Below are 23,440 nucleotides of genomic sequence, written 5' to 3' on the forward strand. Positions count from 1 at the left end.
ATATATGTTGCGTGCGAAATATGTGTATGATATAATATGTATATACAATTATATTAAATACCCTCAAAAAATCTGCAAAATCAAAATTTGAATTCAATTTAACTCAACAAAAAGGAGGGACACAAATGAAAAAATATAGCAGTACAGTATGGTTGCTGGTTGTTTTAGCTTTTTTACCACTGGAATGGTACAAATCGGTCATCCCAATAGATTTTACTAGAGATCTTGCCCAAATATTCCTTTCAATGAACGGTCTGCAAATGTTTATCCATAATTTTTTTGAGATATTGACCATTTATCTGTTATGCCTTGCAATTCAATATTTAGTGATTAAAAATCAGAGAGGATATCTGATTACGGCGATAAGTAAAATATTGCTGATCGGGCAGATTGCCTTTGCACCGATATCAGCCATCTATCCAGCCAGCTATCCTTCTTTAGCCTCAACGTTTAAAATACTTTTTCGACAGGCAAATATATATATATTTCCAATTTATAAACTTGGATTTTTTCTGGCAACCCTTTGTATTCTCATTTCAATCATATGGGATGTGGTATCTTGGATTCAATCAAGAAGGGATTCGTGAAAATTATTTTCATTTCAAGAGGGAGGACATCTATGAGTGACGAACAAATTTTAAGAATTGTACAAATCCTATATTATCTAATAATCATTGTTGTTTTATTAGCGGCGATTTATCCTGTAAAGACTTATTTCCGGCCTTCCCAAAATACGGGAAATGTTATTGCAGAAATCCAATTGCCTAAAGAGAAGAGGATTAAAAATTGTATCATGGGATTTATTGCCATGATGCTGGATCTCTATTTCCTCCCGGAACAACCAATATTTATATTTTCCCATTTGATTATCAATATCCTGATTTTGCGGCTTGTTATATTTAGCTTTCTCCCGGAAAAAATATGTGAAAACGGGATAATGACGCGAAACGGATTTCTCAAATGGAATATGATCAAAAAATGCGTGCCCTGCGAGGATAATGATAAAGCCCTTGAACTGATTTTAAAAAATCAACGGATGAATGGCACAAACAGATATACCTTGTATCATTCAACTTCTATGTCACATATAACCCAACTGATAAACAACCATTTAACCAATTAATGTTGGCATTTCAAATGTTTTGACATTACCCGTTTTAAGGAGGCGATAAGATATGACTTATAAAAAAGAATCTCTTTGGTACATACCATTATTTTGTATTATAGCAGGAATATTCTGCAATTTATTTCTGATGCGATTTGAAATTCTATTATTTGCTTCTGAAAATCAGGGAAATAATTCAGTATATTTCTATACATCACGTTTTATTTTCCTGTATGCGATTAATTTTATCATAGCGCTTATAGCCGCATATTTTATTTTTCGCAGAATCTCCAGAAGAGAACTGTTTTATTCAGCCTTACTTACAGTAGCGATCCATGTCGCCTTACTGATTATTCAAGCGACAACAGGTAAAATGTTAAACCTTTTTTTCTCTGTTTCCGGTTGGTGTACATTTTTTTCATATTTTACTCATGAGCAATTTGGCAGCGAACTCATCGGACAGGTCATACAATGCTTTATTCCATTTGTAATCGTTCTTTTCGGGAAAAAATCATAATTATAAAAAACGGAGTCGAAAACCATAGGGCAATCGGCTTCGTTTTTTATATTTCATTCACTAAAGCTATGACATCATCATCAGAAGTTAATCCAGTGCGCTCTGCCTCCCCAATCATTTCCTTTTGAAGCATCTGCATAGCATAAACAGCAGAATTAACGATACGGACAGTATTACCCTCAACAATAAATGTAATGCGGTCACCGCTTGTCACCCCGAGGATTTCCCGAATGTCTTTTGGAATCGTGACCTGGCCTTTCGCCATGACTTTGGCATTATCAACAAATGTATTTGCTAACATAATTTTACGCCTCCTTATAAAATTAAAAAGTAGGGATTTCCCTACTTTTATTATATGCAAAATTCGTGAAAAAAACAACAGTAAAATAGTTTGCAATATCGTCATTAGTATAAACTGAAAGGCCTTGAAGCCATCCCTGTTACGTTGTATGATAATGAATATAATCATATATAGTTTGATGCGACGGAGGTTTATATGAAGTTAAATAATTATGAAATTGAACATAACAAAATAGTCAGGAAACTTGCCCCGGAGTGTACACTCCTCTTAAAATCGGATGGTGCTTTTCCCTTATCTGCACCGTGTAAAATCGCATTATTCGGAAACGGGGCCAGAAATACGCTCCGCGGGGGAACCGGCTCGGGGGAAGTTTATTCCAGATATAATATCAGTATTGAAAAAGGATTAAAGAAAAGCGGATTCACGATCACAACCGAAAAATGGCTGGATGATTATCAGGAAGTTAAGGAAAAAGCAAAAAAACGCTGGACTGCCCAAAAAAAGAAGGAAAATCCCGGCATCAAGGGCATTGTAAATATGATGGGGCTGCCGATGCCGGAACCGGAGTATCATCTTCCGATAGATTACGACGGGGATGCGGCCGTCTATGTTCTTTCCCGAATTTCGGGGGAAGGTTCCGATCGGACAAACGCCCGGGGAGACGTCTGGCTTTCCAACACAGAAATCCGGGATATACTTGCGCTGAATTTAAAATTTAAGAAGTTTATGCTTGTACTGAATGTGGGCGGCGTTGTGGATTTATCCGAAGTGACGGAAGTGAAAAATATTTTGCTTTTATCACAACTCGGCGCTTTATCCGGGATGATTTTTTCGGATTTATTGCTCGGAAAAGCATATCCGAGCGGAAAGCTTTCCACCACATGGGCAGATCTGAAGGATTACAGCCCGATCGGCGAGTTTGGGGATAAAGACGACACCCGGTATAAAGAAGGCATTTATGTGGGATATCGCTATTTTGATTCGGTTGGGGTAAGACCTCGGTTTCCTTTTGGATTCGGCCTTTCCTATACGGATTTTAAGATTGAACCGGAGGGCTTTGCCATTAATGGTAAAAATATCTGTGTCAATGTGAATGTGACCAACATCGGAAATTTTCGCGGCAAGGAAGTTTGCCAGCTCTATGTGTCTGTTCCGGAGGCCGATTTAGATCAACCCTATCAGTCATTGGCCGCCTTTGAAAAAACAAAGGAACTTTTGCCGGGAGAATCCTGCAGGCTGACATTATCCTTTAATATGGCGGATATTGCTTCCTATGATTCAAAGAAATGCGCTTATGTATTGGAGCATGGGAATTACATTTTGAGAGTCGGCGCATCCAGCAGAGATACCGTAGCCGTCGGAGGCATAAATATTGAAGAAACAATGATTATTCGAAGGGTCAAAAACGTTGTCGGGGATTGCGGATTCGAGGATTGGAAACCAGATCACAAAAAGCAGGAACATGCAGAATCTCTCAATGTAATCCGGATGGATACCTCCGTTTTTACGACGGAGGAAGTGAATTATAAAGAAAATCATGAAGAGATTGTTCCCTTTGTCAGAAAATTATCCGATAAAGATTTATGCTCAATAAATATTGGTTCCTACGGCAAAGGATTTCTGAGCATCATTGGAAATGCGAGCCAAAAGGTTGCCGGCGCCGCCGGTGATTTTACTTTTGCCTTTGAGAAACAGGGCTTTCCGGGCATGGTGACTGCCGATGGCCCGGCAGGTCTGCGGATCAGCAAGCGGTATATTAAAGATAAAAAAGGGATCCATCCGATTGGAAATGACATGCTCGGCATGATTGGCGATTTTCTGCCGGGGCCTGTCAAAAAAACAGTTTCTTTAATGGAGCGGAAACCAAAAGCCGGTGAGAAAATTTTTGAGCAATATTGTACGATGATTCCGATCGGCACGGCAGTTGCCCAGAGCTTTAATCCGATGCTTGCCGCAAAGCTGGGGGATGTTGTCGGCAGCGAAATGGAACGTTTTAAGGTGAACTTCTGGCTTGCGCCTGCAATGAACATCCACCGCAGTATATTCTGCGGAAGAAACTTTGAATATTATTCGGAAGATCCCTTACTTTCCGGGAAAATGGCTGCAGCCGTTACCCGAGGAGTACAATCCCATCCCGGCTGCGCGGCCACAATCAAGCACTATGCCGCCAATAATCAGGAGACAAACCGCTTCAACAGTAACTCCCTTGTGAGTGAGCGGGCCATGAGAGAAATCTATTTGCGCGGCTTCGGAATATGTATACGGGAATCCCGGCCAAAAGCCGTGATGACTTCCTATAACCTTTTAAACGGAATTCATACGGCAGAACATCGGGGATTGATCGAAGATATTTTGCGGAAAGAATACGGTTTCAGCGGAATCGTTATGACCGACTGGCTGATTCACGCAATGCTGGGCAGCGGCAAATACCCTGCGCCAATATCATGGAAAATCGCCGGGGCCGGCGGCGACGTTATGATGCCGGGAGGCAAAAAAGATTATAAAGACCTTTTAAAAGGCCTGAAGGACGGGAAAATTTCAAGAAAACAGCTGGAGATCAACGCCTCCCGAATGTTTAAAATGGCGAATGAATTGAAAGAAAAACTGTGAGAAGTACCGGCTGTTCTGTTGAAAGTTGGGAATTGCTATGCTATGATATGAGAGATGTGATTTGTTGCTTTATTATTTAAAGCATAAGTAAAGAAGGGATTTATATGAAAATTCATACATTAAAATTAAACCGTTTTATGCTGTTTGAAGATGCTGAAATAAACTGGTCGAAAAATATCAATGTCATTTGCGGCGAAAACAGTACAGGAAAAACCACGCTGCTAAAGGTTATGTATGCTTTGCTGAAACCAATCAGCAAAGAAACCTTTGGAAATATGACCAAAGAAATGGAAGAAAAAGTATTCGTTGAAAAGCTTCAGGGAGTTTTCCGGCCTGACGAGATGAAAATTGGACGACTGGTAAGCAGAGCTCAGGGAAGCAATCGAACCGATTTCAGCGTACTTATGGATAAAAATCAAAAAATTTCTGTGGGATTTGGAAATCGTCAGGAAAACCATGCAGATGTGAATTTAAAAATCTCAGAAAAAAGGAAAAAGTTTGACGTAGTATATATTCCAACAAAAGAAATGATTTCCAACACTCAGCATTTCTCTACATTGTATGAGGAATATCATATTGATTTTGAAGAAATGTATTACGATTTAAATAAATTGTTAGATAGACCTTTGTCGAAAGGTCCGAATACAAATGAGCAGAAAGAAGTTCTTCACAGCTTTGAGGAAATCATGAAAGGGCAGATTATCCAAAAGGATAAAAAATTTTATCTGAGGATCAAAGGTGAAGGTGAATTTGAGATGGGACTTGTGTCCGATGGCTATCGAAAGTTAGCTATGATTATTTATATGATTTTATCCGGAAGCTTAAATAAAGACACGATTTTGTTTTGGGATGAGCCAGAAACCAATATGAATCCTAAAATGATTCGACCGATTGTGCAGGCTCTTACAGTTCTTGCCAAGATGGGAATACAGATTTTTGTGACAACTCATGATTATTTTGTACAGCAGGAATTTAATATGCTTACACTATACCCTGAATTGAATCCGGACAAGCTGGATATACAATTTATATCCTTATATCGTGATGAAGCCACGAATCAACTGCAATATGAAATAGAACAAACAGCTTCCGATTTGATGCATAATGCAATTATGCAGGAATTTGATGCAATGTATGACAGAGAACAGAGGGTAATCTATGGAGATTAGAGAAGAAAGCGGATTAAGATTCAGGTTCCCGGATGACAGCAAAATAATAAAGTTTGATGATACAGTATTTTACAGAAAATTTTTTAATGCACTTCCTGATTCTAAAGGAGTAGATTTCATTGCTGCGGAAAAAGACAGTCTGTCATTTATTGAAGTCAAAAACTGTACTGGCGATGAAGGAAGAAGCATGAATGTAAAAATGAGATGGCTAAATTGCAAGGTATCTGTGGTAGATTCCAGTACATATGATGAAAAAATATTTCGGATTGTATAGCGATTAAAATAAGCCGTCGCATCAATGGTTGAACAGATCATAGATGCAACGGCGTCTTTATTGGTGAGGTAACTAAATGAAAAAATTAGCTTTAAGCGATGATATTTTATTAAAAGTAGAAAAACCGGCGCGGTATCTCGGCAACGAATATAACGCGGTATATAAAGACCCGAAAACAGTGGACATAAGGTTTGCGATGTGTTTCCCGGATGTCTATGAGATAGGGATGTCCTATCTGGGAATTCAGATTATTTATGACATGCTGAATCAGAGGGAGGATACCTATTGCGAGCGTTTTTACTCACCGTGGATGGATCTGGATGCCATGATGCGGGAGCGCCACATTCCACTGTTTGCCCTGGAATCCCAGGATGCCGTTAAGGACTTTGATTTTCTCGCAATGACCCTGCAATATGAAATGTGCTATACCAATGTGCTGCAGATTTTGGATTTGAGCCAGATCCCGCTGAGATCCAAAGATCGGACGCTGGAGCATCCTTTTGTCATCGGCGGAGGTCCCTGCGCCTATAACCCGGAGCCGCTGGCGGAATTTTTTGATATATTTTATATCGGCGAAGGAGAGACCGTCTATAATGAATTGATGGACTGTTATAAAATATGGAAGAAAAAAGGTGGAACCCGAAAGGAATTTTTAGTCGAAGCGGCGAAGATTCCGGGCCTTTACGTTCCATCTTTATATGAGGTGACCTATCATGAGGATGGAACAATTCAATCCTTTGAGCCGCTGGAACCGGGGATTCCAACAAAAATAAAAAAACAGGTGGTTACGGATTTAAGTCATACCTATTATCCGTCAAAGCCGGTCGTTCCTTTTATAAAGGTGACTCAGGACAGGGTAGTGCTCGAAATCCAGCGGGGCTGTATCCGCGGCTGCCGATTCTGTCAGGCCGGAGCAGTCTACCGTCCAAACAGGGAAAGGGATTTGGAATTTTTAAAGAAATACGCCCATGATATGCTGATATCTACGGGGCATGAGGAAATTTCCCTGAGTTCTTTGAGCTCCAGCGATTATTCCCGACTGGAAGAATTGACGACCTATCTGATTCAGGAATTCGGTGTAAAGAAGCGTGTAAATATATCCCTTCCGTCTCTGCGCATTGACGCCTTTTCCCTGGATGTGATGAGCCAGGTGCAGGATGTGAAAAAAAGCAGCCTGACCTTTGCCCCGGAGGCCGGTTCTCAGCGCATGCGGGATGTCATCAATAAGGGGCTGACCGAGGAGGATATCTTTTCCGGCGCCATGGAAGCCTTCAACGGCGGATGGAACCGGGTGAAACTCTATTTCATGCTCGGTCTTCCCGGTGAAACCTATGAGGATATCGAGGGGATTGCCAAACTGTCCAATGACATTGCCGCCCTTTATTATACGATTCCAAAGGACAAGCGGCCGGGTGCCCGGGTAGATGTGGTATCCAGCACGTCTTTCTTTGTGCCGAAGCCATTTACGCCGTTTCAGTGGGTTGCTCAGAATACAACGGAACAGTTTAAAGATAAACAGCATTTTTTAAGCCGGAAGATGAAAGAGCAGCTCAACCGCAAGAGTATGCGCTATAACTGGCACGATTTTGATCTAACGGCCCTGGAGGGCTTTTTGGCCAGAGGCGACCGAAAAGTCGGAGAGGTTATTTATAAAGCCTATAAAAAAGGCTGCATGTTTGATTCATGGTCCGAATATTTTTATTATGACCGCTGGCTGGAAGCCATGGATGAATGTGGCATTGATGCGTCCTTCTATACCGGGCGCACCAGAGAATATGATGAAATCCTCCCATGGGATTTCATTGATGCCGGTGTGACAAAGGAATTCTTATGGCGGGAATATGTTCAGTCCCAAAATGAAACCGTAACGCCGAATTGCCGGATGAAGTGTTCCGGCTGCGGCTGCAGGATCTACGAAGGAGGTGTCTGCTTTGAAGGTGCGGATTAAATTTGCCAAGGAGGGCATTATGAGATTCATCGGCCATCTGGATATGATGCGCTATTTTCAAAAGGCTTTTCGCCGTTCCGGGATCGACATTCAATATTCCCAGGGATACAGTCCCCATCAGCTCATTTCATTTGCAGCGCCTTTGGGCGTGGGGTTGACCAGCACCGGAGAATATATGGATATTGTTATGGGCGAATGTCCTTCATCCGAAGAACTGGTGCGCCGGATCAATGAGCAGATGGTTGAAGGCGTGCGGATTTTAAGCGCTGTGGCCCTGCCGGATGACAGCAAAAATGCCATGTCCATTGTGACGACCGCCGATTATCGGATAACCTTTAGAGAAGATATGGCGCCGGATTTTGATCTGGCGGCAGCCATTGAAGATTTTATGGCTCAGGATGAAATCATTGTGACGAAAAAAACAAAAAAGAGTGAAAAAACGATGGATATCAAGCCGATGATCCACTGTTTCAGAGCAGAAGGCGACGGCTGTTTTATGAATGTAGCCACGGGGAGTACTCAGAATTTAAAACCGGAGCAGGTAATGTCTACTCTGTATCAATTTATGGGTAGAGAGTTTGACGGCTTTGCAATCTATATTCACCGGGCGGAAACCTACGGCGCCGATTTTAAAACGCTGGAATCCTATGGAAGCAGAATTGAGTGAAACGGAATATGTCGAAAGAAGTTGTTATTACAAACTATAAAAATCAATATTTAGTTGTTTCCCTGGATAACGGAAAAGCTGTGGAGATGTTTTTAAAGGCCCCGGATGCCCTGGAAATCGGCGATATCTTTATCGGAAAGGTAAAGAATATCGTCAATAACATTCAGGCGGCCTTTGTGGAGATCCAACCGGGGGTTATCGGTTATTATTCGCTGAAATCCAATCCCCACCATCTGTTTTCATCCCTCTCCAATGGAAAACTAAAAAACGGGGATGAAATTCTTGTCCAGGTGGAACGGGGAAACATTAAGAGTAAGGCCCCGGTACTTACAAGTAAAATACAGCTCACCGGTAAGCATCTGGTTTTTCTCGGAAATCAAAAATTTATCGGCATTTCAAAAAAGATTAATGACGTCAGGCGCCGGGATACTTTAAAAGAAATGGGGAAACGTTTGACCGCGGGAACAGACAACGGGGTCATTTTTCGAACGGGCAGTGCCGGTAAAGCTGACGCGCAGCTGGAAGAAGAGTATCAGTCTCTTTTGGTTAACTATAAAAATATTATGTCAATCTATCGAAGCCGTACCTGCTTTTCAAAAATCCTTGCGTCCCCAAGAAACTGGCTGAATTATGTCCATGCCGTCTCTGAACCGTCTCTGAGAGTTTTGACAGATATACCGGAGGTTCATCGGGAGATTTCCAATCAATATACAGGCGCTGCGGAAAAACCGCTGTGTGAACTTTATACAGATATCTCTTATCCACTAATAAAATTGAAAAGTCTGGAAACTCAGATCAATCGCGCCTTATCGAAAAATGTCTGGCTTAAATCCGGCGCCTCGCTTGTTATTGAGACCACGGAAGCTTTGACATCTATTGATGTGAATACAAGCAAAACGGAAATTCATAAAAACAATGAAGAAACCTTTTTGCAGATCAATATGGAAGCGGCGGGCGAAATATGTAGACAATTGAGACTTCGCAATCTATCCGGCATTATAATTATCGATTTTATCAACCTTTCTTCAAAAGAAGCGGAAGAGAAGCTGATGTCCGAACTTCGAAAGCTTTCCAGAGAAGATTCGGTTCAGCTGAATTTGATCGATATGACGCCGCTGGGACTTGTCGAAATGACACGGAAACGTACCTACCGTCCGCTTTATGAACAGATGAAGGAGGCCGGTTATTTTGAATAGAGAACGCTATCTTTGCCTGATCCACTGGGCCGAAGGACAGCCGGCAAGAAAGAAAATATTGTGTCTCTTAAGCAGAATTCTGCCGATAGTTATTGCGGGGATATATATATTATGTCTGCTCGGTTGTCTATTCGTCTATCCGGTTCTGCTTTTGCGTCTGGCCCTTCGCCCGGCCCTTTGCTTTTTGACAGTCACTGTCTTGAGGAAAATTCTTAATTTTCAAAGGCCCTATGATGTATACGACTATATATCTCTCTGTGACTACCATCCGGGAAAAGGATGCAGTTTTCCAAGCAGGCATGCCGCCAGCGCGGCGATCATCGCCCTGGAAATTTTTCACCTTTGGCATGGGATTGGTATAATTATGCTTTTTTTAGCCCTATTGACAGGCCTGCTTCGTATTCTGTGCGGAAATCATTTTATAAGGGACGTCCTTGCCGCCTACGGAATCGCATTTGTTTTTAATATTCTGTAAACATTAAATATTAGTTCAAAATATTCTAAATATTTAATATATTTAATTGACATTTTCTGAATATTATGCTATGATAAAGACAGATAAAAAAACAATTTTTAAATAAAGGGGGTTTGTTTATGGGTAATAATTATATTATTACAATAGGCCGTGAATATGGCAGTGGTGGTTTTGAGATTGGTAAAAAACTGGCTGAAAAACTTGGCATTGGATTCTATGATAAAAATCTGATTGATGCAGCGGCCGAAAAGAGCGGTATCCATGTTGATATGCTCCATAAGGCCGATGAAAGACCTGCGAATCCATTGACAAATCCATTTCTTCATCCGGGATATGAAGCCGGTACGTTAAATGACCGTCTGTTCTGGACTCAATCCGAAGTCATTCGGGAATTGGCAGATAAAGAATCCTGTGTGATCATTGGACGCTGTGCCGACTTTGTTTTAAGGGACCATGAAAATGTATTAAAGATTTTCATTCAGGCGCCTTTGGCCGATCGAATTGCACGTATTTCCGATAAATATCTGATTGAGATTCCATCGGAAGCTAAAAAAGAAGTGCTTCGTATGGATAAACTTCGCCGGAGTTATTATCAGTTCTATACCGATGGTAAATGGGGCAGCAGAGAACACAAAGATTTGGTTATTAACAGCAGTGTTCTCGGAATCGACGGAACAGTAGAATTTCTTAAAGAATTTGTTGAAAAGAAATTTAATTAATAAACTGACATAAACCCCTCATTGATGTACATCAAGGGCTGCCAGCAATGGCAGCCCGTTCTCTTTATTTTATCTGGTTCTTTTTTTATTCGAACTGGTTCAATAGGTGTGACAAGTGGTATAATTGTATTTAAATTGTATTTAAAAAACATGATAAATACATCAATTTTCATTGACTTTCATATTTAAACGGGCTACTATGTAGGTGTAAGGACGAGACAGATTGCAACGAAAAAAGGGGGCTTTTATATGAGCGGCAATTATATTATTACAATCGGACGGGAATACGGCAGCGGCGGTCTTGAGATCGGACAGAAGCTGGCTGAAAAGTTAGGCATCAAATGTTACGATAAGGAACTGATCAATCTCGTTGCCGAAAAAAAAGGTTTCAAAAAAGAAATCCTTGAAAAAGCAGATGAGAAAAGAGGAAGCTCTTTTATTGAACCATCCGGAGGCTTTTTTCCAGGCAGACCTTCAAAAACTCTTCCAGCTTTTGGAGCCTTTGGCAAAACCATCAATGACAAAGTATTTCTGATGGAATCATCGGTCATTCACAGCCTGGCCAGGGAAGAATCCTGTGTAATCATCGGGCGCTGTGCCGATGTTTTATTGAAAGACAGAGATAATGTTCTCACTGTTTTTATTCAGGCGCCGAAGGACGCACGTATTAAACGTTTAGCTGAACAATTTCAGTTATCAGAGGAAATGGCTGAAAAAGAAGTACGGCGCATTGATAAAATCCGCTCATCTTATTATCAATTTTATACGGACAGAAAATGGGGCGGAAGAGATAACTTTGATTTGGTTATCAACAGTGCGGCTCTCGGAATCGACAATACAGTAAACCTTATTAAGATTGCTGCAGAGCATAAATTCAGCTAATTTTTCAAGGGGATATGAGCAAAAACCATTGACAATATTTGACCTCCATGGTAAACTAATCTAGTGTGCCGCTCAGTGGGGTTTAAGTTCCTTTCGGACACCGAAGCTGGCGAGTTTTATATTAGGAGGTGCCATATGTACGCGATTATAGCAACAGGTGGTAAACAGTACAAAGTATCTGAAGGCGACGTTATCCGTGTTGAAAAACTTGGTATCGAAGCCGGTGAATCCGTTGTATTTGATCAGGTTCTTGTTGTCAGCGGTGATGAGGTGAAGGTTGGTAATCCAACAGTTGAAAACGCAACCGTTTCCGGAACAGTTATGTGTGAAGGAAGAGCAAAAAAAGTCATCGTTTACAGATATAAGAGAAAAACCGGATATCACAAAAAGAATGGTCACAGACAGGCGTATACACAGGTTAAGATCGATAAGATCAACGCTTAATCCGGGGAATGAATCATGATTTGGGTAACTATTGTCCGCACAAGGGACAACCGGATTCGCTCTTTCCAGGTTTCCGGTCATGCAGGGTATGCGGAAAGCGGGCAGGATATTGTGTGCAGTGCGGTTTCCGCATTGACGATCACAACAATTAACGCCCTGTCCATGTATACTTCTCAGGTTTTTGAGACAGATGCGGATGAGGAAAGCGGTCGTATTACCGTGAATTTCCCGGAACCGCTGAATCATGACGGAGAACTTCTGGTAAATTCTATGATTCTCGGATTGCGAACCATTGAAAATGAGTATAACGACGAATATATACACGTAGATTTCAGGGAGGTGTAGACGATGTTAAAAATGAACCTTCAGTTTTTCGCTCATAAAAAGGGTGTTGGTTCCACAAAAAACGGCAGAGATTCTGAATCTAAACGTTTAGGAGCGAAAAGAGCAGACGGACAGTTTGTAAAAGCCGGAAATATTCTTTACAGACAGCGCGGTACTAAAATCCATCCGGGTCTCAATGTTGGCCGCGGTGGCGACGATACATTATTTGCTTTAGTTGACGGTGTTGTAAGATTCGAAAGAAAAGGTAGAGATAAAAAACAGGTTTCTATCTATCCGGTAGCAGCAAACGAATAAGAATGAACAGGCGACTTCAGATTTTAGTATTAAGATTTGAAGTCGTTTTTTCTTAACTGAGTAAAACATCCCTATAGAAAGGATGAAAAATAAATGTTTGTAGATAAAGCTAAAATATATATCCGTTCCGGCAAAGGCGGCGACGGCCACGTCAGCTTTCGCAGAGAACTTTTTGTTCCGGCCGGCGGACCGAATGGCGGTGACGGAGGCAAGGGCGGCGACGTCATTTTTGTTGTGGACAAGGGGCTGAATACGCTGACAGATTTCCGTCATATCCGCAAATATACGGCGGGTGATGGTGAACCGGGCGGTAAGAACCGCTGCCATGGTTCCGATGGCGCGGATATGATCATCAAAGTGCCGGAGGGAACTATTATAAAAGAAGCCGAATCCGGCCTTGTCATTGCCGATATGTCCGGCGATAATGAGCGAATGGTCCTTTTAAAGGGCGGCCGCGGAGGCAAGGGGAATCAGCATTATGCCACGCCAACTATGCAGGCGCCGAAATATGCCCAGCCGGGGCAGAAGGCACAGGAATTAAATCTGATTCTTGAATTGAAGGTCATTGCGGACGTGGGCCTGGTCGGATTTCCGAATGTGGGTAAATCCACATTTTTAGCGCGTGTCACCAATGCAAAGCCGAAAATCGCCAACTATCATTTTACAACGTTAAGTCCGAATCTCGGCGTTGTGGACCTGGATGGCAGCGATGGATTTGTCATTGCCGATATTCCCGGAATCATCGAAGGCGCTTCCGAAGGCGTCGGCCTGGGGCACGAATTTTTGCGTCATATTGAAAGGACCCGTGTGATCATCCACATTGTCGATGCCGCCGGAGTTGAAGGGAGAGATCCGATCAACGACATTCGTATGATCCAGAAAGAATTGGCGGCATATAATGAGCTTCTGGCCGGACGTCCTCAAGTGATCGCGGCGAATAAAATAGACACCCTGTATGAGGGAGAAAATGACGACGCCATTCAGCTTCTGAAAGAGGAATTTGAGCCGGAAGGTATGAAAGTATTCCCAATTTCGGCGGTCAGCGGCAAGGGTGTCCGGGAATTACTCTATTATGTCAATAATCTTCTCAAAGAAATCGGCGAAGAAAAAATCACTTTCGAGCGGGAATATTTTCCGGAACAGATGGAAGAAAATCTTCCATTTACCGTATTCAAATCCGAAGAGGAAGAGGATGTATATCATGTGGAAGGGCCGCGGATCGAGCGTATGCTTGGTTATACGAATCTGGAATCCGAAAAAGGCTTTGATTTCTTCCAGAAGTTTATGAAGGAAAATGGAATTTTGGATGAGCTGGAAGCGCTCGGCATCCAGGACGGCGACACCGTAAAGGTTTATTATCACGAATTTGAATATTATAAGTAACAGGAGGGCAAGGTTTTGATAAAAAACAGTAAGCAGCGGGCTTATTTAAAAGGTCTTGCAATGAATATCACCCCGATTTTCCAAATCGGCAAATCAAGCCTGACGCCGGAATTCACAAAAGCTGTAGATGAAGCTCTGGCAGCCAGAGAATTAATTAAAATTTCTGTTCTGCAGAATTGTCTCGATGATCCGCGGGCCATTGCAGAATATCTGAGTGAACGCACCCATTCCGATGTGGTTCAGATTATCGGAAAAAAAATCGTCCTTTACAGAGAGGGTAAGGATAAAAAGAAAAAAATCATTCTCCCGGAAAGATAGGTGGCTTTGGCATGAAAAAAGTCGGTATTATGGGCGGTACATTCAATCCCATCCATCTCGGCCATCTTATGCTGGCGGAAAATGCCTATGATTTTTTCAAATTGGATGAAGTATGGTTTATTCCATCGGCGGACCCGCCCCATAAGGAAAAGCAAAAAGTGCTGGATTACCGTCATCGCAGTCAGATGACAGAGCTGGCGGTCAAAGATATTCCCTATTTTATAAAATCAGATTTTGAAGCCCGCCGCCATGAGCGAAGCTATACGGCGGAGACATTGCGTTTACTCCATGAAGCTTACCCGGATATTGAATTTTATTTCATTATGGGCGCCGATTCCCTGTTTCAGATTGAAACCTGGTATGCGCCCGAAAAAGTCATGGCACAGGCTATACTTCTGGTTGCTGTGCGCGATCATCATCCGGTTGAAGAAATGCGGCGCCAGATAGCCCATCTGACAGAGAAGTATAATGCCCGTATCCGGTTGATGAATATGCCGGAAATCGATGTGTCCTCGAAGGATATCCGGCGCCGGGCAGCCAATCAGGAGTCTATCCGTTTTTTTGTGACGGAAGCTGTGCGGGATTATATTATTCAACATGATTTATATAAAGGAGATGAAGCGCAGGATGAGATTCAGCATTGAGGATATCCAAAATAAATTGAGGAAAAATCTGAAAGGAAGCCGTTTTATTCACACCCTGGGCGTTGAATATACCTCTGTCTGTCTTGCCATGAAATATGAAGAGGATTTGGAAAAAGCAGAACTGGCCGGACTTCTTCATGACTGTGCGAAAGAGCTTCCTGAGAAAAAAATGATAAAAATATGCCGGAATCACGGTGAAAAAATTTCTAAAATGGAATTTGAACAGCCTTTTCTTCTCCATGGGAAGGCCGGAGCCTGCATCGCAAAAGATAAGTTCGGCATTGAAGATGAAGTGATTCTCAATGCCATCCGATATCACACAACAGGGCGGCCGGCAATGACTTTACTTGAAAAGATTGTTTTTGTTGCCGATTATATTGAGCCTAATCGAAAAAAAGCGGACCGGCTTCCGGAACTTCGCCGTCTGGCTTTTGAAAATCTGGATGAAACAGTTCTCCAGATTTTGGAACAGACATTGGATTATCTGGAAAAGACAGGAAAGCAGATCGACCGCCATACAATGATAACGCGTGACTATTATAAGAAATTATTAAGGAGTTCAGAATGAATAAATCAAAGGAAATGACAAGTCTGGCGATTAAAGCGCTGGAAGATAAAAAAGGAAATGATATTCGGGTTATCGACATCCGGGATATATCTATTATTGCAGATTATTTCATTATTGCCAGCGGAAACAACCGAAATCAGGTGCAGACAATGGCGGATAATGTCGAGGAAGTTCTCGGGCGTGCCGGCTATGAACCGCGCCAGACGGAAGGCTACGGTACAGCGGCCTGGATTTTGATGGATTATAATGACATTATTGTCCATATTTTTTCTGAGGAAGACCGTTTGTTCTATGATTTGGAAAGAATATGGCGGGATGGAAAGAGTGTCGATATTGATGAATTTAAAAATGTCGACAGTAAAGTCGACTAGTGTCTACATGAATTTGTTTCAAAATTACACATTTGCAGGGGATATATGCCCCGAATAAAAAAAGATTCTTCCAAATAGCGTTTCAAGCTTTTTGGAAGAATCTTTTTTTATCTACATGTCCATACGGAGCAATCCGATCACTTTTCCTAAAATCTCAACATGGTCGCAAATGATAGGTTCCATCGTATCATTCTCCGGCTGCAGACGATAGTGACCATTCTCCTTATAGAATGTTTTCACTGTAGCAGAATCATCAATCATAGCAACGACCATATCCCCATTTTTCGCAGTAGAACGCTGCTCGACGATCACCGTATCTCCATTATAGATACCGGCGTTGATCATACTGTCTCCCCGCACCCTGAGCATAAATACCACTGCATTCGGAAGATATTCAACAGGAATCGGGAAATAATCCTCAATATTCTCCTGGGCAAGAATCGGTTCTCCGGCAGTGATCGTTCCAATGATCGGAACATTCGTCATCTCCCGGCGGGTCAATGCAAAAGCATCATCGATCACTTCAATCGTCCTCGGCTTTGTCGGATCCCGGCGGATATAGCCCTTTTCCTCGAGTGATGAGAGATGGGCGTGAACTGAAGATGTAGATTTTAAATGAACAGCTATACAAATCTCCCGAACTGAAGGCGGATAACCCTTCTGTAAAATTTCAGACTTTATATAATCAAGAATTTGTTGTTGTTTTTCGGTTAATTGACCGGCCATAAGAAATCCTCCTTTTCTTTTTCTTGTTTATTATCATAACATACTTTTTCGAACATTGCAAACAAATAACGAACAAATATTCGAAAAAATTAAAAAATCCTATTGACAAAAGAACAGATGTTCAATATAATGCAGATATGCAAACAAATGTTCAATCCAATAATTTATAAATTGTAACGAAAAGATAGATATACGATCCACAAGGAGGGGTACTTATGAAAAAATTATTTATGGCAGCGATCTTACTCGGTTTATTGGGAATGATTCTTGTTTTTCATTGGAACGCAGCCGAGGTTGAAGCAAACGATTCCATGAAGATGAACGAGCGCAAATATTTTACAAGTTATGTCGTTGAAAAGGATGATACCTTATGGGATATAGCCGAGCGTTTTTCAACGCCGGAATATTCATCGGTCCATTGTTACATTAAAGAAGTTATGGAAAGCAACCACCTGGAATGTTCAGAAATCAAAGAGGGACAGCTGTTAATTCTGCCTTATTATGCGGATGAACCGATTTCGGATTTATGATCTGATCTTTAGAATATTTTCTCCGTTTCCGGCATATACTATACGGAGGAGGTTTATATATGCCGAAATCAATATGGGAAAAGAATACGGCGATACCGGAAAGGAATCGCTTAGAAAAAGATATAAAAGCAGATATATGTATCATCGGCGCAGGAATGGCCGGGATACTTGCGGGATATATGCTTCAAAAGCGGGGATTTGATGTTGTTATCCTGGAAGCGGAACATATAGGCAGCGGTCAGACCCGCGGTACAACAGCAAAAATCACCTCGCAACACGGCCTGATATACAGTCGTTTATGTAAGAACTTTGGTTCTGCCGGGGCATGGCAGTACGCCTCGGCCAACGAGAGTGCGATAGATGCCTATGAACAAATAATTCATGAGGAGCACATTTCCTGTGATTTTAAGCGGTGTGCTTCTTATCTTTATACCCAAAAATCGCCGGAATCACTCGAAAAAGAAGCTGAAGCTGCAAGAATAAGCGGTATTCCGGCCAGGCTGACAAAAGAAATCGAATTGCCGATGGACGTTTCAGCCGCCCTGGAATTTCCAAATCAGGCGTCCTTTCATCCATTAAAATTTTTGTATGCGCTTTCAGAAAATTTAACTATCTTTGAAAATTCAAGGGTTGTGGACATCCATGGGCGGAGTGTAAAAACCGGGCACGGAAAAGTATGGGCTAAATATATTATATTTGCCTGCCATTTTCCTTTTGTGAATATTCCCGGATATTATTTCATGCGTCTCTATCAGGAAAGAAGCTATGTCCTTGCGCTGAAACAGGCGATGAAACTTGAAAACTATTATTATGGCATTGACAGCGATGGGCTGTCTTTTCGAAGCGCCGGAAACGATCTGTTGATCAGCGGCGGCAATCATCGCACCGGCGCCGGATTATCTGAAAGTCCCTATCGCCTTCACAGCGAAACGGCGGCGAAGCTGTGGCCCGATGCCTTTACCTCAGCTCACTGGTCCGCTCAGGATTGTATGAGCCCGGATGGTATTCCTTATATCGGACACTTTTCAAAAAAGAAACCAAACTGGTATGTGGCCACGGGTTTTGGGAAATGGGGGATGAGCAGCTCGATGGTCAGCGCGAAAATTTTGTCGAATCTGATTTCGGGGCATGGCGATATACAGCGGGATATTTTTTATCCGCAAAGAGAATTATGTGCCGAGGCGATGACCGGATATCTGAAGAACGGTCTGCACACTGTAAAAGATTTTAGTAAATATCTGATTCCAAAGCACAGAAAGGTATGTACCCATCTCGGTTGTCCCCTGACATGGAATCCGGAAGAAGAAACTTACGAATGTCCATGTCATGGTTCACGCTTTGACTCGGAAGGCCATTTAATCAGCGGGCCGGCCCAAAAAGACCTTCATTGCCAATAATATGAAAACTATTGTTTTTCGCGCAATGTAACGGCTTTTGCGGCCATACGGCGCCGGCTGTCCTCAAGGGATGCATAATGCTTTTTCGTTGTATTGACGTCTTTATGGCCGAGAACGTCAGCCACAAGATAGATATCCCCGGTTTCGTTATATAGATTGGTACCATAGGTACTGCGCAGCTTATGCGGTGTGATATTTTTCATGGTCGTTACTGTTTTGGCGTATTTTTTAACCAGATTTTCAACGGAACGGACAGACATTCGTTTTCTCTGCATGGAAAGAAACAAAGCGTTTGTATGTCCCGGAAGGGCTTCGATTCCTTTCCGTTCCTCGAGGTAGGGGAGAAGTGCCTCCAAAACTTCATCGCCAAAATAAACGATCACTTCATTGCCGCCTTTTCGGATAATCTTGATGCCGTTATTTTTTAAATCAATATCGTCAATATTCAGGCCGACACATTCGGAAACACGGATTCCGGTGCCTAAAAAGAGGGTAAGCAGCGCTAAATCGCGAACTTTTGTCTTTTCATGATAAGCCAGCTGTTTACCGGTCAGCTGTTCGCCGGATTCCACATTGTCCAGAAGCCGGGCCACCTCGTCGATATCCAGCCGGATGATGGTTTTTTCATGCAGTTTCGGCGCGGAAACAAGGGCTGCCGGATTGGTTGCGATCAATTCTTTTTTGAAAAAATAATTATAAAAGGTCTTCAGAGAAGCCAGTTTGCGGGCAATTCCCCTTTCTGTATTCGTGAAGGTTTTTCCGTCTTTTTCATAGAGTTTTAAGTATTCCAGATATTCCTCGATATCCAAAGCCTTTATTTTATCCAGTATGTCCATCGGTATATCCCGCATATTCATTTTACCGATGGAGGGATTATATTGCTGGAGAAACTCAAAAAATATCCGCAGATCATAGCCATATCCCAGCCGGGTTCGCGAGGATGTCCGAGGCTCGATCCCCCGGAAAAAGGTGAGAGTGAAAGCGGGGAGTTCCCGAAGAAGCTCCCGGAGTTTCCTTTGATTTTCAATATTGTTTTGCTCCTGATAAGTATATTCCTTCATTTTGAATACCTCCTCTGATCTATATATTGTTCAATTTATCAGCCAGAACCGTATCGATTTTTGGCCAGGAGGAAATGTTGCCGTTAATGATAGCATGAAACATTTTATCCATAACGCCGGGGTGTTCGCTGTTTAACTGTTTTAAAAGATTTTTCATGTATTCCCGCTTTGTATTACCGTCAGCCGGACATGGATTTTTGCTGACCGGAAGATGATATTTGTTTTTAAAGCCAATGACATCGGCCTCATAGACAAATAATAAGGGCCGTATAACCGTCAGATCCATTCTGTCCAGATAGGTCACCGGCGAATAACAATAAAAACGTCCTTCAAACATTAATGACATAAGCATTGTTTCCACCAAATCATCCCTGTGGTGGCCATAGGCAATTTTGTTGCAGCCGTGGGCTTTGGCAACCTGATTTAAAGAGCCTTTGCGCATTTTGGCACAGAGGGAACACGGATTTTTTTCTTTGCGTTCATCAAAGATGATTTTTCCTATATCGGTTTTAACAACCGTATATGGGACATCCAGTTCGGCACATAATTCGGCAATAGCAGCCGTTTCAAAGCCCTCGAATCCCAAATCCACCGTGATTGCTTCAATTTCAAAGGGATTCGGATAAAATCGTTTTAATCCATGAAGTGCATATAATAATGTAAGGCTGTCTTTGCCGCCGGAAATACCGACAGCGATTTTATCGCCGGGCTGAATCATCTGATAAGTGTCCACGGCCTTGCGGGTAAAACTTAAGAGCTGTTGTAATTTCATAATTTGTAAAACCTTTCTCTAAAATCTATAAAAGTGAATCCGGCATCGAATACAGAAAATTCCCTGCCAGCCGTTCATAGAATACCATATTCCGGCTTTTTTTGCAATATCTTTTCGGAAAAGCTGTGTTTAGCGAATAGATTGATATAGAAAGAAAAGACTGCTCTTTCATTAAACAGTCTTTATATTTCTCAATTTATTAAGAATATCTTCAAAATAATCCGGCAAAGGCGTTTCAAATTCCATATATTCTCCGGTTGTCGGATGTATAAACCCAAACACCTTGGCATGAAGCATTTGCCCCTGGGTTTTAAAAGGCTGCCTGGCCGGACCGTAAATCGGATCGCCAACCAACGGATGGCCAATGGATGTCATGTGTACCCGGATCTGATGCGTGCGGCCGGTTTCTAATTCACATTCTATATAAGTATAATTTCCAAACCGTTCTAAAACCCTGTAATGAGTAATTGCCGGTTTTCCGTTTTTATAATTGACAGCCATTTTTTTTCTGTCTATCGGATGCCGTCCGACAGGCGCGTCCACAGTGCCCGAATCTTCTGTCAGATTATGCCATACAAGGGCGTGATATTTTCGTGTAATGCTGTGGACCTTTAATTGCTCCGCAATGCAATTATGAGCCTTATCATTTTTGCATATAATGAGAACGCCCGTGGTATCCTTATCGATTCGATGAACAATGCCCGGACGCATCACACCGTTAATTGATGACAGACAATCTTTGCAGTGATATAACAGCGCATTTACCAGCGTACCGTCCAAATGTCCGGCGCTTGGATGGACCACCATATCCTTCGGCTTGTTTACAAGAAGCACATCGTCGTCTTCATATAAAATATCCAAAGGAATGTTTTGAGGCTCGATATCCAGGCTCACAGGCTCAGGAAGGGCCACTTCTACCCTTTCCCCTTCATTTACCTTATAATTGGCCTTAACGGGCCTTAAATCAACGGTGACAAGGCCATCCCTGATCAGCTTCTGGATATAGGAACGGGACACGCCGTCCATGCGCTCGCTGACGAATTTATCAATACGCAGAGCGTTCATTTCCTTTTCAACCAACCAGCTATTCATGACGGTCTCCCTTTTTAGGATTTATGAAATCAAAATCTCTGTCTTCTTTATAAATGAATATCGAAACAAAAATCAATAAGAAGGCAGCAATGACCACATACATATCCGCCACATTAAATATCGGAAAGTCAATTAGCTCAAAATAAATAAAATCAACAACATAATGTCTGAAAATCCGGTCGATAAAATTGCCGATGGCCCCTGCCGTGACCATTACCGCAATAATGCGGAGCCATAGATATTTTTTTGTATCCGGAATACGTGAATAAACCCATAAAACCACTGCCAGGATAATGATCGTGGAAACGATCAAGATCGGAATCTGCCCCTGCATGATCCCCCATACAGCTCCACGGTTTTCATGATAAGTGAAGGACAACACACCGGATATCAGAGGAATGCTGTCTACCGGTTTTATATGAAGCAATACCATATATTTTGTCCACTGGTCCAAAACGATCAGCAGAACGGCCCCGATCAACCCTTTTAAGTATTTCATAAACATGCTCCTATTCCTTCCAGAATTTCTTTATCAGACACCTCCCGGTCGATAAAGGCATTTCCAGGCGACTCAAGAAGAATAAATTTCACTTTGCCGCCATCCATTTTTTTGTCTGATTTCGTTGCTGCAAGAATGTCCTCCGGATCTAAGCCGTCAACCCGAACCGGAAGGTGAAATGCCGTCAGCACTTCTTTAATGTCCTGACATGTATCCCCGGAGATCAGCCCTTTACCCGCGGAAATTGCCGCTGCGGCAGCCATTCCAAGGGCAACGCACTCTCCGTGGAGCCATTCAAAATCTTTCAGTTTTTCAACGGAATGTCCAATCGTGTGCCCAAAATTCAGAAGTGCTCTCTCTCCCTGCTCCTTCGGGTCCCTCTCAACTACGCCGCCCTTGATCAGGCAGCTTTCGTAAATCATATGCTCCAGAGTATCATAATCCTTTTCAAGAATCATAGCCGTATGAGCCTTTATCCATTCATAATACCCGCTGTTTTTTATCAGGCCATGCTTGATGACCTCGGCCATACCCGCACAAAGCTGACGATCATCCAAGGTTTTTAAGGTGTTCAGATTCATATAGACCAGGGCCGGCTGATGAAAAGCCCCCACCATGTTCTTATACTGCTGGAAATCCACTCCGGTTTTACCGCCGATACTGCTGTCTACCTGGGACAACAGGGTTGTCGGGAGCTGAATAAAATCAATGCCGCGCAGATAGGTGGCCGCCGCGTAGCCGGCCATATCCCCCGTAACGCCGCCGCCGAGGGCAATGATATAATCCTTTCTGTCAAACTTTTCGACAATTAATTTTTCATATATTTTTTCAATAACTGTCAGGTTCTTACTCGCTTCGCCCGCTTCAAAAACAAAATGAGTAACTTTAGATGCCAGGCCGCTGCACAGATTGGCAATTTCTTTTAAATATAAAGGCGCCACCTGGCTGTCTGTGACGATGCACACCTTTCGGCCGGGAACTCCGAGTTCCTCCAGCTTTTCTCTCAGATGACCGTAGGAATTGTCCAGACAGATATCATATATTTTCTTTTCTCCCTTTCGAATTTCAATTGTTCTCAATTATAACACCTCTTTCGCGCAATCGATGAACGAAGAAAGAGTCTGCCAGACACC

General features: G+C 42.3%; 29 protein-coding genes. 22 read left to right on the top strand and 7 right to left on the bottom strand.

All coding sequences use genetic code 11. The features are described 5' to 3' along the window. Positions 1-125 precede the first annotated feature (125 nt). Genes ACMN7X_RS12550 through ACMN7X_RS12560 form a run of 3 tightly spaced genes read left to right on the top strand, consistent with a single transcriptional unit; the run spans position 126 to position 1,622 of the window. Positions 126-587, top strand: a complete 462-nt coding sequence (locus tag ACMN7X_RS12550; RefSeq protein ID WP_418747807.1) for a hypothetical protein — start codon at positions 126-128, stop codon at positions 585-587. 32 nt (positions 588-619) lie between these two features. Beyond that, positions 620-1,123 carry a hypothetical protein gene (locus tag ACMN7X_RS12555; protein WP_418747808.1) on the top strand — a complete coding sequence of 168 codons (504 nt, stop codon included), beginning with the start codon at positions 620-622 and terminating at the stop codon, positions 1,121-1,123. A gap of 52 nt (positions 1,124-1,175) precedes the next feature. After that, complete coding sequence (locus tag ACMN7X_RS12560) at positions 1,176-1,622, top strand: hypothetical protein (protein ID WP_418747809.1); 447 nt, start codon at positions 1,176-1,178, stop codon at positions 1,620-1,622. 46 nt (positions 1,623-1,668) lie between these two features. Here the strand turns inward: ACMN7X_RS12560 and ACMN7X_RS12565 are convergent, their stop codons facing one another. Continuing rightward, a complete protein-coding gene (locus tag ACMN7X_RS12565) occupies positions 1,669-1,923 on the bottom strand; it encodes an AbrB/MazE/SpoVT family DNA-binding domain-containing protein (RefSeq protein ID WP_418747810.1) in 255 nt (84 codons plus the stop codon). A gap of 195 nt (positions 1,924-2,118) precedes the next feature. Here ACMN7X_RS12565 and ACMN7X_RS12570 point away from each other — a divergent pair, with 195 nt between their 5' ends. The 17 genes from ACMN7X_RS12570 to rsfS all read left to right on the top strand — a co-directional run bounded on the left by ACMN7X_RS12570 (position 2,119) and on the right by rsfS (position 16,230). Beyond that, positions 2,119-4,533 carry a glycoside hydrolase family 3 N-terminal domain-containing protein gene (locus tag ACMN7X_RS12570; protein ID WP_418747811.1) on the top strand — a complete coding sequence of 805 codons (2,415 nt, stop codon included), beginning with the start codon at positions 2,119-2,121 and terminating at the stop codon, positions 4,531-4,533. Positions 4,534-4,637: 104 nt separating this feature from the next. Next, positions 4,638-5,702 carry an AAA family ATPase gene (locus tag ACMN7X_RS12575; RefSeq protein WP_418747812.1) on the top strand — a complete coding sequence of 355 codons (1,065 nt, stop codon included), beginning with the start codon at positions 4,638-4,640 and terminating at the stop codon, positions 5,700-5,702. Further along, positions 5,692-5,976: a DUF6661 family protein gene (locus ACMN7X_RS12580; protein ID WP_418747813.1), complete on the top strand. Its 285-nt coding sequence runs from the start codon at positions 5,692-5,694 to the stop codon at positions 5,974-5,976. Before ACMN7X_RS12575 ends, ACMN7X_RS12580 begins: the two co-directional genes overlap by 11 nt. Positions 5,977-6,052: 76 nt before the next feature. Beyond that, entirely contained in the window at positions 6,053-7,924 is a 1,872-nt protein-coding gene (locus tag ACMN7X_RS12585) for a TIGR03960 family B12-binding radical SAM protein (protein WP_418747814.1), read from the top strand. Next, positions 7,914-8,591, top strand: coding sequence for a TIGR03936 family radical SAM-associated protein (locus tag ACMN7X_RS12590; protein WP_418747915.1), 678 nt, complete (start codon positions 7,914-7,916; stop codon positions 8,589-8,591). Before ACMN7X_RS12585 ends, ACMN7X_RS12590 begins: the two co-directional genes overlap by 11 nt. After that, entirely contained in the window at positions 8,588-9,787 is a 1,200-nt protein-coding gene (locus ACMN7X_RS12595; RefSeq protein ID WP_418747815.1) for a ribonuclease E/G, read from the top strand. Before ACMN7X_RS12590 ends, ACMN7X_RS12595 begins: the two co-directional genes overlap by 4 nt. Further along, a complete protein-coding gene (locus ACMN7X_RS12600; protein ID WP_418747816.1) occupies positions 9,780-10,262 on the top strand; it encodes a phosphatase PAP2 family protein in 483 nt (160 codons plus the stop codon). Before ACMN7X_RS12595 ends, ACMN7X_RS12600 begins: the two co-directional genes overlap by 8 nt. Positions 10,263-10,381: 119 nt before the next feature. Further along, positions 10,382-10,981 (top strand): AAA family ATPase, encoded by a 600-nt coding sequence (locus tag ACMN7X_RS12605; protein WP_418747817.1) that lies wholly within the window; start codon positions 10,382-10,384, stop codon positions 10,979-10,981. Positions 10,982-11,230: 249 nt separating this feature from the next. After that, complete coding sequence (locus ACMN7X_RS12610) at positions 11,231-11,863, top strand: AAA family ATPase (RefSeq protein ID WP_418747818.1); 633 nt, start codon at positions 11,231-11,233, stop codon at positions 11,861-11,863. A 135-nt stretch (positions 11,864-11,998) separates the two neighbouring features. Next, positions 11,999-12,307: a 50S ribosomal protein L21 gene (rplU, locus tag ACMN7X_RS12615; protein ID WP_418747819.1), complete on the top strand. Its 309-nt coding sequence runs from the start codon at positions 11,999-12,001 to the stop codon at positions 12,305-12,307. A gap of 15 nt (positions 12,308-12,322) precedes the next feature. Then, positions 12,323-12,652 carry a ribosomal-processing cysteine protease Prp gene (locus tag ACMN7X_RS12620; protein WP_418747820.1) on the top strand — a complete coding sequence of 110 codons (330 nt, stop codon included), beginning with the start codon at positions 12,323-12,325 and terminating at the stop codon, positions 12,650-12,652. A gap of 3 nt (positions 12,653-12,655) precedes the next feature. Beyond that, entirely contained in the window at positions 12,656-12,946 is a 291-nt protein-coding gene (rpmA, locus tag ACMN7X_RS12625) for a 50S ribosomal protein L27 (protein ID WP_405321184.1), read from the top strand. Between the two features lie 93 nt (positions 12,947-13,039). Beyond that, positions 13,040-14,329, top strand: a complete 1,290-nt coding sequence (gene obgE / locus ACMN7X_RS12630) for a GTPase ObgE (RefSeq protein ID WP_418747821.1) — start codon at positions 13,040-13,042, stop codon at positions 14,327-14,329. A 15-nt stretch (positions 14,330-14,344) separates the two neighbouring features. Then, the gene (gene yhbY, locus ACMN7X_RS12635) at positions 14,345-14,647 is read left to right on the top strand and encodes a ribosome assembly RNA-binding protein YhbY (protein ID WP_418747822.1); all 303 of its coding nucleotides are present in this window, start codon (positions 14,345-14,347) and stop codon (positions 14,645-14,647) included. A gap of 11 nt (positions 14,648-14,658) precedes the next feature. After that, complete coding sequence (nadD, locus tag ACMN7X_RS12640; protein WP_418747823.1) at positions 14,659-15,291, top strand: nicotinate-nucleotide adenylyltransferase; 633 nt, start codon at positions 14,659-14,661, stop codon at positions 15,289-15,291. Beyond that, positions 15,275-15,859, top strand: a complete 585-nt coding sequence (gene yqeK / locus ACMN7X_RS12645; RefSeq protein ID WP_418747824.1) for a bis(5'-nucleosyl)-tetraphosphatase (symmetrical) YqeK — start codon at positions 15,275-15,277, stop codon at positions 15,857-15,859. Before nadD ends, yqeK begins: the two co-directional genes overlap by 17 nt. Next, positions 15,856-16,230 (top strand): ribosome silencing factor, encoded by a 375-nt coding sequence (rsfS, locus tag ACMN7X_RS12650; protein ID WP_418747825.1) that lies wholly within the window; start codon positions 15,856-15,858, stop codon positions 16,228-16,230. Before yqeK ends, rsfS begins: the two co-directional genes overlap by 4 nt. Positions 16,231-16,341: 111 nt before the next feature. On the opposite strand, the gene lexA is transcribed toward rsfS, so the two are convergent. Further along, positions 16,342-16,956, bottom strand: coding sequence for a transcriptional repressor LexA (gene lexA / locus ACMN7X_RS12655; protein ID WP_418747826.1), 615 nt, complete (start codon positions 16,954-16,956; stop codon positions 16,342-16,344). A gap of 215 nt (positions 16,957-17,171) precedes the next feature. Here lexA and ACMN7X_RS12660 point away from each other — a divergent pair, with 215 nt between their 5' ends. Both ACMN7X_RS12660 and ACMN7X_RS12665 read left to right on the top strand, forming a co-directional pair. After that, a complete protein-coding gene (locus ACMN7X_RS12660) occupies positions 17,172-17,486 on the top strand; it encodes a LysM peptidoglycan-binding domain-containing protein (RefSeq protein WP_418747827.1) in 315 nt (104 codons plus the stop codon). A 59-nt stretch (positions 17,487-17,545) separates the two neighbouring features. After that, positions 17,546-18,883: an FAD-dependent oxidoreductase gene (locus ACMN7X_RS12665; protein ID WP_418747828.1), complete on the top strand. Its 1,338-nt coding sequence runs from the start codon at positions 17,546-17,548 to the stop codon at positions 18,881-18,883. Between the two features lie 8 nt (positions 18,884-18,891). Here ACMN7X_RS12665 and ACMN7X_RS12670 read toward each other — a convergent pair whose 3' ends face one another. The 5 genes from ACMN7X_RS12670 to aroB all read right to left on the bottom strand — a co-directional run bounded on the left by ACMN7X_RS12670 (position 18,892) and on the right by aroB (position 23,386). Then, the gene (locus ACMN7X_RS12670) at positions 18,892-19,944 is read right to left on the bottom strand and encodes a tyrosine-type recombinase/integrase (RefSeq protein WP_418747829.1); all 1,053 of its coding nucleotides are present in this window, start codon (positions 19,942-19,944) and stop codon (positions 18,892-18,894) included. 19 nt (positions 19,945-19,963) lie between these two features. Further along, positions 19,964-20,716: a tRNA lysidine(34) synthetase gene (locus ACMN7X_RS12675; RefSeq protein ID WP_418747830.1), complete on the bottom strand. Its 753-nt coding sequence runs from the start codon at positions 20,714-20,716 to the stop codon at positions 19,964-19,966. A gap of 171 nt (positions 20,717-20,887) precedes the next feature. Further along, on the bottom strand, positions 20,888-21,808 hold the full coding sequence (locus ACMN7X_RS12680; RefSeq protein ID WP_418747831.1) for an RluA family pseudouridine synthase: 921 nt from the start codon (positions 21,806-21,808) through the stop codon (positions 20,888-20,890). After that, the gene (gene lspA / locus ACMN7X_RS12685) at positions 21,801-22,307 is read right to left on the bottom strand and encodes a signal peptidase II (RefSeq protein WP_418747832.1); all 507 of its coding nucleotides are present in this window, start codon (positions 22,305-22,307) and stop codon (positions 21,801-21,803) included. The genes ACMN7X_RS12680 and lspA overlap by 8 nt, the downstream gene beginning before the upstream one ends. Continuing rightward, the gene (gene aroB / locus ACMN7X_RS12690; RefSeq protein ID WP_418747833.1) at positions 22,304-23,386 is read right to left on the bottom strand and encodes a 3-dehydroquinate synthase; all 1,083 of its coding nucleotides are present in this window, start codon (positions 23,384-23,386) and stop codon (positions 22,304-22,306) included. Before aroB ends, lspA begins: the two co-directional genes overlap by 4 nt. Positions 23,387-23,440: the final 54 nt, after the last annotated feature.

The organism is Frisingicoccus sp. (genome assembly GCF_048388605.1).
Taxonomy (GTDB): Bacteria; Bacillota; Clostridia; order Lachnospirales; family Lachnospiraceae; genus Frisingicoccus.

Bases quoted from the DNA above. Each gene is read 5' to 3' on its own strand.
- ACMN7X_RS12550 (WP_418747807.1), top strand. From the start codon at position 126: ATGAAAAAATATAGCAGTACAGTATGGTTGCTGGTTGTTTTAGCTTTT.
- ACMN7X_RS12555 (WP_418747808.1), top strand. From the start codon at position 620: ATGAGTGACGAACAAATTTTAAGAATTGTACAAATCCTATATTATCTA.
- ACMN7X_RS12560 (WP_418747809.1), top strand. From the start codon at position 1,176: ATGACTTATAAAAAAGAATCTCTTTGGTACATACCATTATTTTGTATT.
- ACMN7X_RS12565 (WP_418747810.1), bottom strand. From the start codon at position 1,923: ATGTTAGCAAATACATTTGTTGATAATGCCAAAGTCATGGCGAAAGGC.
- ACMN7X_RS12570 (WP_418747811.1), top strand. From the start codon at position 2,119: ATGAAGTTAAATAATTATGAAATTGAACATAACAAAATAGTCAGGAAA.
- ACMN7X_RS12575 (WP_418747812.1), top strand. From the start codon at position 4,638: ATGAAAATTCATACATTAAAATTAAACCGTTTTATGCTGTTTGAAGAT.
- ACMN7X_RS12580 (WP_418747813.1), top strand. From the start codon at position 5,692: ATGGAGATTAGAGAAGAAAGCGGATTAAGATTCAGGTTCCCGGATGAC.
- ACMN7X_RS12585 (WP_418747814.1), top strand. From the start codon at position 6,053: ATGAAAAAATTAGCTTTAAGCGATGATATTTTATTAAAAGTAGAAAAA.
- ACMN7X_RS12605 (WP_418747817.1), top strand. From the start codon at position 10,382: ATGGGTAATAATTATATTATTACAATAGGCCGTGAATATGGCAGTGGT.
- ACMN7X_RS12610 (WP_418747818.1), top strand. From the start codon at position 11,231: ATGAGCGGCAATTATATTATTACAATCGGACGGGAATACGGCAGCGGC.
- rplU (WP_418747819.1), top strand. From the start codon at position 11,999: ATGTACGCGATTATAGCAACAGGTGGTAAACAGTACAAAGTATCTGAA.
- ACMN7X_RS12620 (WP_418747820.1), top strand. From the start codon at position 12,323: ATGATTTGGGTAACTATTGTCCGCACAAGGGACAACCGGATTCGCTCT.
- rpmA (WP_405321184.1), top strand. From the start codon at position 12,656: ATGTTAAAAATGAACCTTCAGTTTTTCGCTCATAAAAAGGGTGTTGGT.
- obgE (WP_418747821.1), top strand. From the start codon at position 13,040: ATGTTTGTAGATAAAGCTAAAATATATATCCGTTCCGGCAAAGGCGGC.
- nadD (WP_418747823.1), top strand. From the start codon at position 14,659: ATGAAAAAAGTCGGTATTATGGGCGGTACATTCAATCCCATCCATCTC.
- yqeK (WP_418747824.1), top strand. From the start codon at position 15,275: ATGAGATTCAGCATTGAGGATATCCAAAATAAATTGAGGAAAAATCTG.
- rsfS (WP_418747825.1), top strand. From the start codon at position 15,856: ATGAATAAATCAAAGGAAATGACAAGTCTGGCGATTAAAGCGCTGGAA.
- lexA (WP_418747826.1), bottom strand. From the start codon at position 16,956: ATGGCCGGTCAATTAACCGAAAAACAACAACAAATTCTTGATTATATA.
- ACMN7X_RS12660 (WP_418747827.1), top strand. From the start codon at position 17,172: ATGAAAAAATTATTTATGGCAGCGATCTTACTCGGTTTATTGGGAATG.
- ACMN7X_RS12665 (WP_418747828.1), top strand. From the start codon at position 17,546: ATGCCGAAATCAATATGGGAAAAGAATACGGCGATACCGGAAAGGAAT.
- ACMN7X_RS12670 (WP_418747829.1), bottom strand. From the start codon at position 19,944: ATGAAGGAATATACTTATCAGGAGCAAAACAATATTGAAAATCAAAGG.
- ACMN7X_RS12675 (WP_418747830.1), bottom strand. From the start codon at position 20,716: ATGAAATTACAACAGCTCTTAAGTTTTACCCGCAAGGCCGTGGACACT.
- ACMN7X_RS12680 (WP_418747831.1), bottom strand. From the start codon at position 21,808: ATGAATAGCTGGTTGGTTGAAAAGGAAATGAACGCTCTGCGTATTGAT.
- lspA (WP_418747832.1), bottom strand. From the start codon at position 22,307: ATGAAATACTTAAAAGGGTTGATCGGGGCCGTTCTGCTGATCGTTTTG.